This window comes from Rosettibacter sp. KY25 (genome assembly GCF_057554405.1).
Genome location: NZ_BAAJAO010000003.1, coordinates 33,489 through 49,261 on the forward strand (window position 1 = coordinate 33,489; position 15,773 = coordinate 49,261).

10 protein-coding genes and 1 tRNA gene are annotated in these 15,773 nt (G+C 30.7%); 7 read left to right on the forward strand and 4 right to left on the reverse strand.

Annotation, left to right across the window (positions count from 1 at the left end):
* Positions 1-38 precede the first annotated feature (38 nt).
* A complete protein-coding gene (locus tag AC27L2_RS02670) occupies positions 39-1,244 on the reverse strand; it encodes a lamin tail domain-containing protein (RefSeq protein WP_487210118.1) in 1,206 nt (401 codons plus the stop codon).
* A 128-nt stretch (positions 1,245-1,372) separates the two neighbouring features.
* Between AC27L2_RS02670 and msrA the strand changes: the two genes are divergently transcribed.
* The gene (gene msrA, locus AC27L2_RS02675; RefSeq protein ID WP_487210119.1) at positions 1,373-2,005 is read left to right on the forward strand and encodes a peptide-methionine (S)-S-oxide reductase MsrA; all 633 of its coding nucleotides are present in this window, start codon (positions 1,373-1,375) and stop codon (positions 2,003-2,005) included.
* 60 nt (positions 2,006-2,065) lie between these two features.
* Here the strand turns inward: msrA and AC27L2_RS02680 are convergent, their stop codons facing one another.
* Positions 2,066-2,278, reverse strand: coding sequence for a cold-shock protein (locus AC27L2_RS02680; protein WP_353676824.1), 213 nt, complete (start codon positions 2,276-2,278; stop codon positions 2,066-2,068).
* Positions 2,279-2,411: 133 nt separating this feature from the next.
* Positions 2,412-2,483 (reverse strand) — tRNA-Asn (locus AC27L2_RS02685).
* A gap of 286 nt (positions 2,484-2,769) precedes the next feature.
* Between AC27L2_RS02685 and AC27L2_RS02690 the strand changes: the two genes are divergently transcribed.
* The 6 genes from AC27L2_RS02690 to AC27L2_RS02715 all read left to right on the forward strand — a co-directional run bounded on the left by AC27L2_RS02690 (position 2,770) and on the right by AC27L2_RS02715 (position 14,385).
* Positions 2,770-9,300, forward strand: coding sequence for a vWA domain-containing protein (locus AC27L2_RS02690; protein ID WP_487210120.1), 6,531 nt, complete (start codon positions 2,770-2,772; stop codon positions 9,298-9,300).
* A 33-nt stretch (positions 9,301-9,333) separates the two neighbouring features.
* Positions 9,334-10,578 (forward strand): DUF6242 domain-containing protein, encoded by a 1,245-nt coding sequence (locus AC27L2_RS02695; RefSeq protein WP_487210121.1) that lies wholly within the window; start codon positions 9,334-9,336, stop codon positions 10,576-10,578.
* Positions 10,579-10,597: 19 nt separating this feature from the next.
* Positions 10,598-11,146, forward strand: a complete 549-nt coding sequence (locus AC27L2_RS02700) for a hypothetical protein (RefSeq protein WP_487210122.1) — start codon at positions 10,598-10,600, stop codon at positions 11,144-11,146.
* 68 nt (positions 11,147-11,214) lie between these two features.
* Positions 11,215-11,775, forward strand: coding sequence for an outer membrane beta-barrel protein (locus AC27L2_RS02705; protein WP_487210123.1), 561 nt, complete (start codon positions 11,215-11,217; stop codon positions 11,773-11,775).
* Positions 11,776-11,926: 151 nt separating this feature from the next.
* A complete protein-coding gene (gene mce, locus AC27L2_RS02710) occupies positions 11,927-12,334 on the forward strand; it encodes a methylmalonyl-CoA epimerase (protein ID WP_487210124.1) in 408 nt (135 codons plus the stop codon).
* 62 nt (positions 12,335-12,396) lie between these two features.
* Positions 12,397-14,385 carry a M1 family aminopeptidase gene (locus AC27L2_RS02715; protein ID WP_487210125.1) on the forward strand — a complete coding sequence of 663 codons (1,989 nt, stop codon included), beginning with the start codon at positions 12,397-12,399 and terminating at the stop codon, positions 14,383-14,385.
* 174 nt (positions 14,386-14,559) lie between these two features.
* Here AC27L2_RS02715 and AC27L2_RS02720 read toward each other — a convergent pair whose 3' ends face one another.
* Positions 14,560-15,768, reverse strand: coding sequence for a glycoside hydrolase family 26 protein (locus AC27L2_RS02720; protein WP_487210126.1), 1,209 nt, complete (start codon positions 15,766-15,768; stop codon positions 14,560-14,562).
* Positions 15,769-15,773: the final 5 nt, after the last annotated feature.

A 15,773-nucleotide genomic window follows, 5' to 3' on the forward strand; every position in this document is an offset into this window, starting at 1 on the left:
TTTGTTCATCAATTTGATGTTACAAATTAGATTAGGATTCACTTAATCAATAAACATTTGTTTATAAATTTTTGATTATCAGTCATAAGCACAACATAATAAATTCCTGCCGATAAATTACTTCCATCGAATTCAATTTCATAATTTCCTGGATAATAAAAATCATTTGTGAGAGTTTTTATTTCTTTACCAAGTACGTCAAAGATTTTAATTACAATTTTTGTGCTTGCATGATTAACATTATCAGGAATAGAATATTTGATTTTCGTAATTGGATTAAAAGGATTCGGAAAATTTTGATATAATTTAATTTGGCTGGGTAAATCAAGTTTTACATAAATATTATTAGAATATTCAAAGGAGCCGTCATAATCAATTTGTTTTAGTTTATAAAGAAATTCATAACCACCTGTAGGTTCATCAATGTATGAATAAAATTTAGGTGAATTGCTGTTTCCATTACCTGGAATAAAAGCAACTTTATTCCATTGATTATCTGCAGAAGTTTTGTTTAACCGAAGCAACTCAAAACCATAATTATTTACTTCTGTTGCTGTAGACCAAGTTAAATGGATTTTACTTCCAAATGGAATTGCATTAAATGAGACAAGTTCAACAGGAAGAGGAGAGGGAATATTATTAGAGAAAAAATCATTTTTATTATCATCTGAATCCCAGCCATTTCCATTTGTTCCATAAGTTTCATTACCATTGTTATCCTTTCTGCAAAGACTTCTTGTTGCATAGCTTGGATAAATCGCATAATTACTTCCTTCAAATTCATTGGCAGAACTTCCATACCCGACAAAATCAACAACATTAATGTCAAACCTATTACTTATTGCTTCTGAATTATTGACTAAAGCTATTTTACCTGCAGTCGCTGATAAATTAGTAGTTCCGATTACATTGGGGGTTATAGGTAATACATTTCCAATATCTCCTCCACTATAAAGCTGAATAAGGTAATAGCTGTTTGATTTTATTGTTCCACTAAGTAATATAATGTTGTTGTTATAATTATAACTTGTAGATGGTGAATATTGTAATGACCATCCGTTTAAATCAACGTCGTTTTGTAATGGATTATACAAAACAACATAATCATACTTGTAAACAGCTCCAGCATTACCCCCAGCAGCATAGATTTCAGCAATTACAATATGATTAGCTACCTGTGAAAAATTAACAGAGGAAAAACACAGCAATAATAAAAGAATGAATAATTTTACAATTGCCTTCATTTTTGCCTCTCATATTTAGGAAGGATTTTTTCTAAATTAAATTAATTATTTCCATTAATAAAATCATCAAAATTTTTATTGAACTATTTATCTACAATTTTTGTAATGGTTCATAAAGCAGATATAAAATGACTGCAATAAAAATTTTTTTGATTATTCTATTAATTAACATTTTGAACATTGATAATGAATTAACAAAAAAATCCAAAGAGAATCTTATGAATTCTGATAAGTATGAAATTGTAACATTTGGAGAAGGGTGCTTCTGGTGTTCAGAAGCAATTTTTCAAAGAGTTCGTGGTGTGCTAAAAGTTGAAAGCGGGTATTCAGGCGGAAGTGTTCCAAATCCAACTTATGAAGCTGTGTGTACAGGAAAAACAGGTCATGCCGAAGTTGTTCAAATAACTTTTGACCCCAAAATAATTTCATTTCAAGAATTGCTTGAAATTTTTTTCAGTACACATGACCCCACAACTTTAAATCGACAGGGAGCAGATGTAGGCACTCAATATCGTTCTGTAATTTTTTATCATAATGAAGAACAGAAAAAAATAGCTGAAGAGATGATTAAGAAATTAAATGAAAGTAAAATATGGGATAGTCCAATTGTAACTGAGGTAAGTAAATTCAAAAATTTTTATAAAGCAGAGGATTATCATCAAAATTATTATAATAACAATCAGTTTCAGCCCTACTGCAATTTTGTTATATCACCCAAATTAGAAAAGCTCAAAAAATATTTTAGCAACAAGTTGAAATAAAAAAGCCCAATTAAAATTAATTGGGCTTTAATGAAGCTAAGTTAAAATTCTGTTAAAGAATTATTTTATAACTTTTACTTCCTGAGCTTGCGGACCTTTTTGTCCTTGAGCAATAGTGAATTCAACTTGTTGACCTTCTTGAAGACTGCGGTAGCCTTCGCCAACAATTGCCTGGAAATGAACAAAAACATCATCTCCGTCTTTGCGAGAAATGAATCCATAACCTTTAGAACTGTTGAACCACTTTACGGTTCCTCTTACTTTTTCTGCCATCTTAAAGATGCTCCTAAAATTGTTAATAAATAAATTAATTGCGAACAGAGCACCTGAATTGTTTACTAAAAAACAATTTACTACTGCTCAAGTTCATAAAAAAAGGGACTTGTTTTAACCACAAGTCCCTTCGCTCCGCGTGCAGGACTCGAACCTGCAACCCTGCGGTTAACAGCCGCATGCTCTACCATTGAGCTAACGCGGAATACATTATAACAAAAAATCGTGCACAAAAATAGATTATCTGAATTGTTTTGTCAAGTAATCAGAAAAATTTTTTGAAGATTACTTTTTATAAAAATTTAACCACATGTGATGTAAATTAACCCTTTAAAAAAATTGTTTGCATTAATATTTAATCTTGTTAAATTAATGCTATAAAGAATTCTCTTCCTGAACAAAATACCTGTACTGCTCTCAATTAGAAAATACATTTAATTATAAATCCAGTTTGCTCTTATTTCGGGAAAATGAACAATATTTAATATAAAATGAGAGCAAATATTAGGTATTTTGTTTTCTTTTTTTTCTTGGTTGTTTCATATACTTTTTCTCAAACCAATGTTCAGGGCACCATAAATTCAAATACAATATGGTCACTTAATGGAAGTCCTTACAATATTACAGGTTCTATTACTATTCGAGATGGTGCGACTCTTACTATCGAGAGCGGTGTTGTAGTTCAATTTACAACATCATCTTATATAACTGTAGGATACAGCCAATCTTCAAAAGGTAATTTAATTGCAAATGGTGTCAGCTTTAAAGGACTATTAACAAATGATGCAAGGATTTATTTCAAAGATAATTCTGCAAGTGGAACATTAGAAAATTGTTCCTTTGATAATACTTATCTTTTAATTGAAAATAATGAGATAACAATTAGTAATTCCAGCTTTAGTAATTGTGTTTATCCAATTGTATTAAACGATGGAGGCAAAGCAATTTTAAGCAATGTTGATATTCTTCCTTCCAATTCAAATTTTGGTATTCAATTTCATGGTGATATCACTTCTGATTATACTTTGAAAAACTATAACATTCCTTATTATATTGATAATTTAACAATCAGGAACAATTCAACATTATTTATTGAATCTAATTGTGAAATTTATCTTACTACATCAACTCCAATTACTCTTGGCTCGTCTTCTACATCAAAAGGAACTTTAATCGCAAGCAATGTATACTGGAAAGGAATAACCTCAAGCGATTCAAGAATTTATTTTAAGAATCAATGCGGAACAGGTACATTAACTAATTGCATATTTGATAACACCTATTTGTATATTGAAAATAATGATGCAACTGTTTTTAATAGTACTTTTAAGGGAGTTGGTTACCCTGTAATTCTCAAAGATGGTGCAAGCATAAATCTTGATAATGTTATTTATGACACTAATGTTTTATACCCGGGACTTTGTTATCAAGGCACAATTAACAAGAACTTAACTTTAACTAAAAATTATTCGCCTTATTACATTAATGGATTGACAATAAGAGATAATGCTGTTTTATCGATAGAACCTGATACAAAAATTTATTTTCCCACAAGTTCTGGAATAAACATTGGTTATAGTTCTTCCTCAAAAGGAAATTTTATAGCTGATAGTGTTGAATTCATTGGTTTATCAAGCAGTGATGCATTAATTCAAGTATTGTATAATTCTACCGCACAAATAAGAAAATGTCTTTTCAATAATGTTTATCTAAACATAGATAATTCATCTCCGGAAATAAAAAATTGCAGATTTACTAAAGACAATTATGCTATTGTTGTTAGAAATAATTCTAATCCAATTATAATTTATAATGATTTTTATAATAACAACACAGCTATAAAAAATTACAGCACTTCAACTATTAATGCAATAAATAATTTTTGGGGAGACCCAAGTGGACCAAGTAATACAAATAATCCAAGTGGTATTGGACAAAAAATAGATGGCTTAATTGATTTTACTCCCTTTTCTCAAAGTCCATTTAATGGCAATATTTTATTATCTGTCATTCAAAATGAAATTGACTTTGGTGAAAATGTAATTGGTTCATATACAGAAAAATCACTCAAGCTGGTAACAAGTAAGGGCTCAATTGATTTATTTATAAATAAAATTGAAATTGATAATAATGCATTTACATTCAGTGTTACTCCCCCTAAAAATATTTGGGTTGCTAAATCAGAAACTGTTTCTGTCAAAATTAAGTTTACTCCTCAATCATTAACTCAAGTAGAATCGAATTTATTAATTTACAATAACAAACAAGATGAATCACCTGCAATTATAAAATTGAAGGGGAAAGGGATATCTCGAATCTTTACGGAACCTACAACTCTTTCATTTGGTGTAGTTAATTTAAAAGACAGCAGAACTTTACCTTTAGTTATAAAAAACAGATCATCACAAACTATTACAATCGATTCTATTAGAATTAATAGCAGCAAATTCACATATGTTCTTGGTGCTACTTTAAGTATTTTATCTTATGATGAAACTTTAACTCAACAACCTGTAAATTATATCAGGAACTTCCAAGAAGTAACAAGCTTATTTTCGCTTTCACCAAATAAATCAAAAGAAATTTTGATTACTTATAAACCAACAATACGAGGTGTAGAAAATGCAACATTAAAAATTTATTACAGCTCTAATCAAGTTTATGAAGTTGAATTAAGTGGTGAAGGTTATGCTGCTCCATTATTAACAAAAATTGTTAGTCTGGATATTCAAAACTTTCCTAATATCCAATTAAATGTTTCGGTGGATACATTTTATAACGGAATCTCTTCATTAAACTTATCGAATTTTAAAGTATTTGAAGATGGGACATTTCAAACAGAGAATTTCAATGTTATTCAACCTGGTCAATCTGGCAATGCACGTTTAGCAGATATAGTTTTCATTATGGATAACAGTGGAAGTATGGGTGATGAGCAATCTGCTGTTTCAAATAATGTAATTAACTTTGTAAATAATCTTGTAAGTTCAGGAGTCGATTATGCGCTTGGGTTATGTAGATATGGAGCTTTAGCAAATTCCGGCAATCCAATAATTGAAAATAATGGAATGCTAACAAGTGATGCAGACTATTTTAAGAATAATTTATGGAAATTAAATAAAACAGATGGTGGAAAAGAACCTGGTTACTATGCAATTAAACAATCAGCATCCTCATTTAATTTTAGACCGGGTTCACAAAAAATATTTATAATAATTACTGATGAAGACCCTGATCAAGGCGGTGCTACAATAGACGAGGCTGTTTCAATTTGTCTGGAAAATAAAATAACACTATTTGTTTTAACTAACTCAAATCTATATAACAAATTTACTCCAATTACAAATGTTACCAATGGTGAGATACTTGACATTCGTTCTGATTTCAATCAAATACTAAATTATATTTCAACTATTATTTCAAACAATTATCTTGTTCAATATAAATCTTCGGACCCTATTGCTAAGAATAAAAATCGAGAAATCGTTGTAACTGTCAATTACAAGTCAAATGAAAGTTCTGATACAATTTATTATAACCCTGCTTCGATGCCTAAAATACAGCGCACAGATTCTACGCTTGCACTTCATAGAAAAGCATGGACTGAAGGAACATCTTTTAAAATTAGTGCTGTCATTACAGATGAAATTGAACCATTTGTGAAATCAGCAACACTTTATTACAAGCCTACAAATCAAAGTTATTATTACAATGTTACGATGACGAAATATGGTGCAGATAAATTTGCAGCAAGTATTCCTTCTTCATTTGTTAAATCTCCCGGTGTAGATTATTATATTACTGCAACTGATGGGAACATTACAGTATCGGACCCCAAAACAAATCCAGCACAAAGTCCTTATCAATTAGCTGTTCTTCCAAATGTGGCTCCAAAGATTGAGCATAATATTGTCGAAGCAGCTTCAAAAAATACTGCGATTAATATTACTGCTATAATTACAGACACAACAAATAATTTAACTGATGCAAAACTTTATTACAGAAAGAGCGGGCAAATATCTTATCAATCATTGCAAATGAATTTTACATCTCAAAATGTTTATTCTGCTGTTATACCCAAAGAATTTGTAACTAATGTTGATATTGAATATTACATTAAAGCAACAGATGATTTCGGCTTAAGTTCTTATCATGGTACTTATGATCAGCCTCATAAAATTTCAATAGTTGCATTAAATGTATCTGCACAAATTGATACATTACATAATGGCATTTCGATAAAAAATATTCAAGTTCCACAAAATGGAACAGGTTATTGCTACTTTAAATTGACATCAAATGGAACAGGAGTTTATTCCAATTCAAATGTAAAAGCATTATTAATATCTGCTAACAGAAATATAAATGTAGAAGGGAAATTTATTAGCCGGGGAATTTTCCGGCTTGACTTACCTGGTTACTTGTTTGTTGATTCATTGATGAGTTTTATACTAGGCAATGGTATTACAGTTAGTGATACTTTTTATTCATTTAATGCTTCACAATTTCAAATAAGAATTAGAAGAGTTCCTACACCTTATCAAAGAACATGGACTGTGTTTGCAAGCGGAAGTGCTGGAGTAAGCGGAACAGTAGGCTCTGTTGGTGTTGGAGCTTCAGCTTCTGCTGCTAAATTATCTGTAAAAGGGGAAGCAGGAGCTGGATTAGAAATCCAAATAGACCATAACAAAAATTTAGTTTTTGATAGAAGATTAGAAGCAAGTTTAACAACAGAAGTAAAAGTTCCAGATGTAAATCTTACTGTGGCTTCCGCTACTGTTACAAATACATCTTCTACAATTAAAACTTTCTTTGGACAGAAATTTGGTTTTTCACAACTAAACTTGGAGCCAGAGAAAATCAAGATGGCTCAAGCTGGTTTCTTGCTGGAGACCTTATCTTTTGCCGGTGCAAGTCTTTCACCTGGAGTAGGTGCAATTCTCGCTGCTATTGTAGAGACAATTAATGCTACTGCCGGGATGATGCCAATTTTCAATGATGGTTTAATCAAAATATACACAGGGTTAGGCATTGAAGGTTCAGTTGGTGTAGGATTTCAATCTAAATTCCAAGGAATAGAATTCAATGCATTAAATCCTTCATTAGGAATTGCTGTAGGTCTAAAACTTAATAACTTCAATTCATCACATCCATCAATAAGTAACAATAGTGTTGGTTCTGTAGAATTTAGTGAGGCATTAAGTTTCAATTTTTCAACACTCGACTTTGGATTAAAATCTCAACATGATTTTGATTTAGGTGGAGGCAATTTTAGTTTCTTCGATGCAGGTTTAGGTTCAGAGGTTTCGATTGAAACAAAAATTAATCCATCGTTTAATTTCAACGGATTAAGTCTTTCACTCAAAGGTGGTGGCGGTCTTAATATATTTAATGCTTCGACAAATCAATATTACAGCACACAGTTTGATGTTCCAAAAGAATTATATCCAAAATTATCAAACTCGAATACTAAAATTCTTGGTTTTTATACAAAAGATAGAAAAATTCCTCTGAGTTCAGATATACTTACAGATTTAACAAATACTATAAAATTTTCATACGATGCAACTATACCAATTGATATTACCACATCAGAAATTAGAGGGAATGGTTATGCTCTTGATCTTGGAATTGACCTTGATGCCGCATTAGGTGTTGGTGTTGGTTTATCATTCGGTATAAAATTCAAATATTACGATGAACTTACTTTTCCAAGAAAATTTTCTAAAGCTTTTTTAGGCGGCGACAATTATTTAATCTATACTAACGAATACTCAGATGAAATGAATAGTGATAGCTTTACTTCAATCTTAAGAGATATTTTCTCAGGTGTAATTCCTCTTGTTAAACAATCATTTCTAAATATTATTACTACAATGGAGAAGATTATCGTTGCAGGTAAGGAATTTGTTATAGATGTAGTTTCTAAGACTGGTGATGCAATTGGAACTGTTGTTGGAACTGCGGTTGATACAGGGACAGCGATTATTACTACTTTCGGTTCTTACTTGCCTTCATTATATCAATTAGAACCATTCCAACCACCAAAAGTAATGAATATGAACAGGTCAACAACTGTATATCATCAAGTTACAAATAAAAAGTTTGACTTGTATGAAAGCAATCTTATCATAATCAGTGATGTAATGAGTATTTCTTTCAAAAAGAATGATGGAACAATATTACGGGATACTCTGAATTCTCCTTTTACGATTAAAATGTTTATTCATCCAGAACAATTACAGAAATTTAATTTGAGTATGGAAGACTCATCAAATATTAAAATCTATTATTATGATAAAAAACTTCTTAACTGGGTTTACCTTGGAGGAGAACTTAAGGATAACTCTGTAATTGTAAGCACAAATAAACTTGGTGAATTTGCACTTGGGATTGAATTATCAAATATATCTGATAAAGAAGCACCCAATATTATTGATTATGGTCCTAAACAAGGAGCTATAATTGAAACTTATCCAGAAATTTTTGCTATAGTTCAAGAAAATAGATTTGGTTTGGGATTAGATTTAATTAACTCAAAGATTATAATTAATGGTAAAGAAAAAGAAATAATGTATGACCCCTCAACATCTAAAATATTTTATTTGGCTACAAGAGATGATATAAACAACAATGCAACAAATCATGTTGAAATAATTGTTTATGATTTTGCTGGCAATCATTCAAAAATTAGTTTTGATTTCAGAGCTGTAATTACATCTATAGCTGATGAATCCGTAAAGTATGAATATAAACTTTACCAAAATTATCCCAATCCTTTTAATCCCACTACACAAATAAAATTTTCACTTGCTGAAAAATGTAATGTTGAAATAAATATCTATGACATAAGAGGAAGATTAATAAAGACCTTATTCAAAGGTGAGTTGAATGCTGGTTATCATAACATTGAATGGAATGCTACAAATAATCTTGGTTATAATGTTGCAAGCGGTGTTTACTTTTATCAACTAAAAACAGAAAAATACAATGTTATTAAAAAAATGCTGCTGATTAGGTAAAAGAAAAACATTAGCAATTAAAAGGCACATAAAATGAAAAAATTTATTTTTTCTTTGTTAATGTTTATCAGCTTATTGAATGGTGTTTTTGGACAGGATTATTGGCAAAAAACAAATGGACCTGGTTCAGAACCAATAAGCTCACTTGCAATTAATTTAAACGGTTACCTCTTTGCAGGTACTTATGGAAAGGGGGTCTTCTTTTCTTCTGATAAAGGTAATACTTGGCAGCAAACTGCATTGAAAAATTCATGGGTAAATTGTCTAGCAATTAATTCCAATGGATATATCTTTGCAGGAACTGATGCAGGAGGCGTTTATCGCTCAACAGATAATGGTTCTACTTGGACACAAATTAATAAAAACATCTCATGGACATGGATTGAATCTTTTGCATTTAATCCAAGTGGTTATATTTTTACTGGCACTTACAAAGGGGGATTATATTATTCAACTGATAATGGTGACAACTGGATATCAATTAATACGAATCTATCTAATGCTGATATTATTTCGATTATTTTTAACTCAAGCGGAGATATTTTTATAGGCACAGATGGACATAGCATATTCCGATCTAATGATAATGGATTGACATGGAAAAACATAGGATGGAGCGGTGCAAAAACCTATTCGTTTATTATCACACCAACTAACAAAATTTTAGCCGGCACTTCGGATGGGGTTTATTATTCGACAAATAATGGCGACCTCTGGGAACGTGTATTCGATTTAAATCTTATGTCTACAGCTATTCGTTCGTTAATTTTAAATTCTGAAGGTGAAATATTTGCTGCAGCAGATGGCGGAGATTTTTGGACATCTTTAAGTGGTGTTTACTCTTCTGCTGATGATGGCAAAAGCTGGAAACTATTAAAAGCAGGACTAAGCGATATTGCAGTTTACTCGTTAGCGATTGATAAACAAGGATTTATTTACGCGGGAGCTAAGAATGGATTTGTATATCGTTCTTCCACTCCAACAAATTTAGTTGATAAGTGCAAGAATAAACCTGAATCATATTATCTCTCTCAAAATTATCCTAATCCATTTAATCCAATGACAACTATTGAATATTCTATCCCAGAAAAAGAAAATGTCAAACTTATTATCTATGATTTCTTGGGAAGAGAGATAGCAACACTTGTAAACACAGAACAAGATGCAGGAATTTATAGATTGTACTTTGATGCAGGTAATCTAAGTAGCGGAATTTATTTCTATAAAATTGAAACTAAGAATCATTCTGAAATTAAAAAAATGACTTTAATAAAATGAGCAACACGGAGTAATGAATATGAAAACTTATTTTAATTTCATTTTATTGCTCCTTGTTTTGTTGATATGCAGTTGTGATAAAAAAGACAATTTAACATCGACAGAAGAGGAGCAACTGACTGTGACAATGCCGCGTCCCAAAGGCTGGTTGCTTGGGACATGGACAGCCACAATGCCAGAGTATATTTCATTTGGTCAAAAATCTTCTTTTGCCGGCAAAAAGATTAAAATGATTTTAACAAAAGAACACACACTAAACATTGGATATTGGTACGAAGGCAAAATTATATGGGATGAGGGTTCTTCAAATTCTGTAACATTTAATTTAATATCTCCTGGTGAAACCCCATACAATTACATTCAATGGGTCTATGATAAAGCCTATGATATTGAGAATCTTTATCTTGAAGTGCATAAAGATGAGAATAATTATATAGAATTATCAACAACAAATTTAGGTGCGAAAGGGACTACTCCTGTAACAATCTCATTTGACTGGCAAATAAAAATAAACGGTATATATGAAAGCAGTTTCTTTATTAATCAATTAGTGTTTTATAAACAATGATTATTAATATATCTATCTTCATTGATAGAATACCTAAATAAATCATTAACTAATTACAGGAGTAAAATATGAAAAAGTTAAACACCATTACCGTATTATTAATTTTTTCATTATTAATCAGCAATGCAAATTATGCTCAAACTGATATTGGGTTTAAAGGCATTGGAGGTAAACTTGGGTATGTTTCACCCGAAGACCCAATCGAAAGCACAATTGGCTTTGGTGCAGTATTTAATTTAGGGCAAATAATTTCTTCAATAAAGTTAGATGCTGGCATTGATTATTGGTCAAAAAAATACGAATCTGGGACAACGTATTTAGGAACTTGGGAAACTACATTATCAGAAATTACAATCTATGCACTTGGTAAATACTATATCCCATTAAGCAATTCTCCAATAAAACCATATGGTGGGGCAGGACTTGGTTTTGTTATTGGAAAGGTAAGCATTGATTCACCGGTTTATTCAGGTTCTGAAACTGATTCTGACTTCGGAATTAGATTAGTTGGTGGTGCTGACTACGAATTCTCGCCAAATTTAAAAGTATTTGCAGAAGTTACCTATCAAACTAATGGAACTGATTTCTTTGGAATATTTGCAGGTGTAATGTTTAGTACCGGCAAATAAAATTTTTATTAGCATAAAATAAATTCATTGATGGCACAAAATAAACTTTGTGCCATCAGTTTTTTATCAATTATTCAAATCTTTCAATATTTCCCTTTTGTTAATCCATTACTATTTGTAAATTGACTTAACCAAAAACGGAGTTAATATAATGGAAATTACACACATCGAACATATAGCCATTGCAGTGAAAAATTTAGATGAAAAAATTAAATATTATCAGAATGTTCTTGGTCTTAAATGCGATTCGATTGAAGAATCAAGAACACAAAAAACAAGAACTGCTTATTTCACAATTGGACAAACAAGAATTTATTTAGTAGAATCAACTGAACCTTATGGACCAATTGGAAGATTTATAGAAAACAAAGGTGAAGGTATTCATCATATTTCTTTTGCTGTAACAAACTTAGTCGAAGCACTGAAAGAAGCTGCTTCGAAAGGAGTTCAGTTAATTGATGCAGAACCTAAATTAAGTCCAGAAGGTTACCGCTATGCATTTCTTCATCCAAAATCTACTCATGGAGTTTTAACTCAATTATGTGAATTGCCAAAATAAATTTTTATCTCATGGCAATGTTCATGTTTTTTCTTCTGTGTAAAAATTCTTAATTAGTCATCATGTATGAAATCAAAAAAATCTTTATAATAATTTTATGGTTTACTCTGGATATAAATTTATTAGCTCAAATCGATGCTGAATATTGTTCAAAAGGAAAAATTAATTATTATCAAAAAACCAGCTTTCTTTTCAAAATTAATTATGATGGAGATATAAATATTGATGTTACATATTACAAACTAAATTTGTCCGTGAATTATAACTCAAAATTCCTTAAAGGGATTGCAACTTTAAAATTAAGACCTACCAAAGAATATCTCAGCTCTGTTAACTTAGATTTTTATAAGGGTTTCAAAATTGATTCGATTATATCAAGCAAAACCAGATTGAGTTTTAATCAGACATCTGATAATCATCTTATCATATATTTAGATAAAAATTATTCATTCGGAGAAGAAGTAACGATTGATGTTTATTACCAGGGTAATCCTAACACAAGCGGCGGTATTGGCGGAAGTTTTGTTTTTTCAAAAACAAAAATTGATAATCCTGTTGTGTGGACATTAAGCCAGCCTTACGGTGCCAAAGATTGGTTCCCCTGCAAAGATACACCATCAGACAAAGCAGATTCTTCTGAAGTATGGATTACGGCAGATTCATTTTTTGTTTCAGTTTCTAATGGAAAGTTAATAGATGTTGTTAATAACAATGACGGCACAAAAACTTACAAGTGGAAAAATAGTTATCCAATTGCCAATTATTTAATTTCATTGGCAATGTCAAATTATTTCAAATATGAAACTCCTTTTGAATACGAAACCGGCAAATTCTTGCCTGTAGAACATTATATCTATCCTCAAAATTTTTCTGATTATAAAAGCAATCTTGATATAACGGTTGATATGCTAAAAATCTTTTCGAAGAAATTTGGTGAATATCCTTTTCTGAAAGAAAAATATGGACATGCAGAATGCGGATTCAGCGGTGGAATGGAACATCAAACTTGTACCTCCATTGGTGCATTTTATGAAGATATAATTGCTCATGAACTTGCTCATCAATGGTTTGGTGATAAAATAACATGCAAAGACTGGCATCATATCTGGCTTAATGAAGGTTTTGCAACTTATGCTACTAATATTTATTATGAAGAAAAATATGGCAAGGAAATCTTCAATAACAGAATTAATTCGATGATGAATTCTGCCAAGAATGCATCAGGTTCAATTTATGTTCAAGATATTAACAATGTTTCAGAAATTTTTAATTACAGTCGCTCTTACAGCAAAGGAGCCGCTGTTCTTCATATGCTTAGAGGAATTCTTGGTGAAGAAAAATTTTTTCAAACTTTACAAGAATATTTAACTGAACCGGATTTAGCTTATTCTGTTGCAACGACAGAAGATTTTCAAAGAATTGCAGAAAGAGTTTCGAATCTAAATTTAAAATATTTCTTTGATGAATGGATTTATGGTGAAGGCTATCCTAAGTATTCATTTACATGGAATTATACAAAATCAATCAATAATAAATTTATTTTGAATCTCACACTCACACAAAAACAAAATACAAACCCTCAATTCTTTTCCATGCCGGTTCAATTTAGAGTTACAACAAAAAATGGAACCAATACATTTATCTTATTCAATGATTCGCAAATACAGACATGGCAGCTTGAAGTTGAAGGAGAACCCATTAAAGTTGAACTTGACCCTGAAAACTGGATTCTGAAAGATATAATTAATTCAAGCACTACTTCTGTAAGTGATGAGGTCCCGAGAGAATTTACTTTATATCAAAATTATCCGAATCCATTTAACACATCTACAAGAATAAGTTACTATTTGCCGTATGACTCATTTGTGATACTAAAAATTTTTGATGTCATGGGAAATGAAATTTCAACTATAATCAAAAATTTCCAAGCTGCAGGATTTTATCAAATAAATTTTCCTGAAGATAATAAAAATTTATCGAGTGGAATTTATTACTATACAATTCACACAAAATTCTCTACCGAAACAAAAAAAATGTTGCTGCTCAAATAGTAATAATTAAATGATATACACCACTTACATATTAAGAATGACCTGCAAGAAAAAATTAACACATTCATTTTGAGTGAAGAATCTCTTTGTAATAATTAATTAGTTTCAGATACTTCTTGCAAGAATGGATAACATTGTTATTTCCGCTTTGTTCAATTACAATTGAATAATTTATCAAAATATTTTTGGATAAAAACCAAGTGTTTTAATAATGTCAAATGATTTTTTTCTATCAATATCTTTCAGTGTATTGTCATCAACAATTTCATCATAAATTTTGGGAAGATGTTTCTCAAGCAAAATTTTTGGACTGAATACAAATTCTACAAAATTTTCTGCACTTGGATGACCTTTGTATGGCGCATAATGATGTTTTTCGTTTGCATTACGCCAAACCATCACATAAGCAACTTTTATTGAATCATCATTTAGTGCTTTGAGTAATTTTTCTGTCCACCATTTATCATTAACAATTCCTTCGAGGCCTGTTTCTGTAAAAGCAGCAATTTTATTTTTCTTTTGTGCTATTCTTGTAACAATTTTTAATTTTTTGATAACCCAATCAAGTCCATCTCCATCCGGAACAAAATCATAATAATTATCCATTCCAAGAATATCTACATATTCATCACCTGGATATCTTTCGAGATATTCTTCTTCTGAATAGAAATTTCTATCAGGTGAATAAGCATAAAGAAAATTTTTTACACCTTTCTTATCACGCAAATAGGTAACAGTAGTTCTCCAGAGTTGAATAAATTCTTCTTTTGTACAAAAATTTTTCCCCCACCAGAACCAGCTGCCATCAAATTCATGAAAGGGTCTGAAAATAATTGGTATGGATTTACCAGTTGTATCTTTAAGATTGTTAGCAAAATCAGCTATTGAATCGAGTGCTCTGAGATACTTCAGATAAAAGCCTCCCCCGGGTAAAATTTTTCTAACAGCAATTGTTGTATCATAGAATAATTTATCGGTAACTGGATTATTATAATGCCAACAGAAAGTATTAATTCCACCTCGCATGTAAGCTTCGGTTACAAGTTTTTGAAAATACTTTTTTATAGGTGAGTTGTTGTATGATGTAATGTGACTGAAATCCCAGCCGTACAAACCAGGATAAGAAAAAACTACGCTCTTGACATCTGAACTATCTTTGCCAAACCATCCAACACCATAAGCAGTATCATCGTGATGACCGAAAATAATTTTATCTTCAGAAATTTTTTTGAGATTATGAAATAGAAGAACAGTTTCTTTGCTTGCAGTAGAATCTGATAATTTTACATTCAACTTTTTTTGAAATTCGATGCTGTTATACTCAGGTATGCAGGAAGTAATTAATGCGGTTATTAAAAAGAATAAAGGCAGTTTTAATCTCATAACAA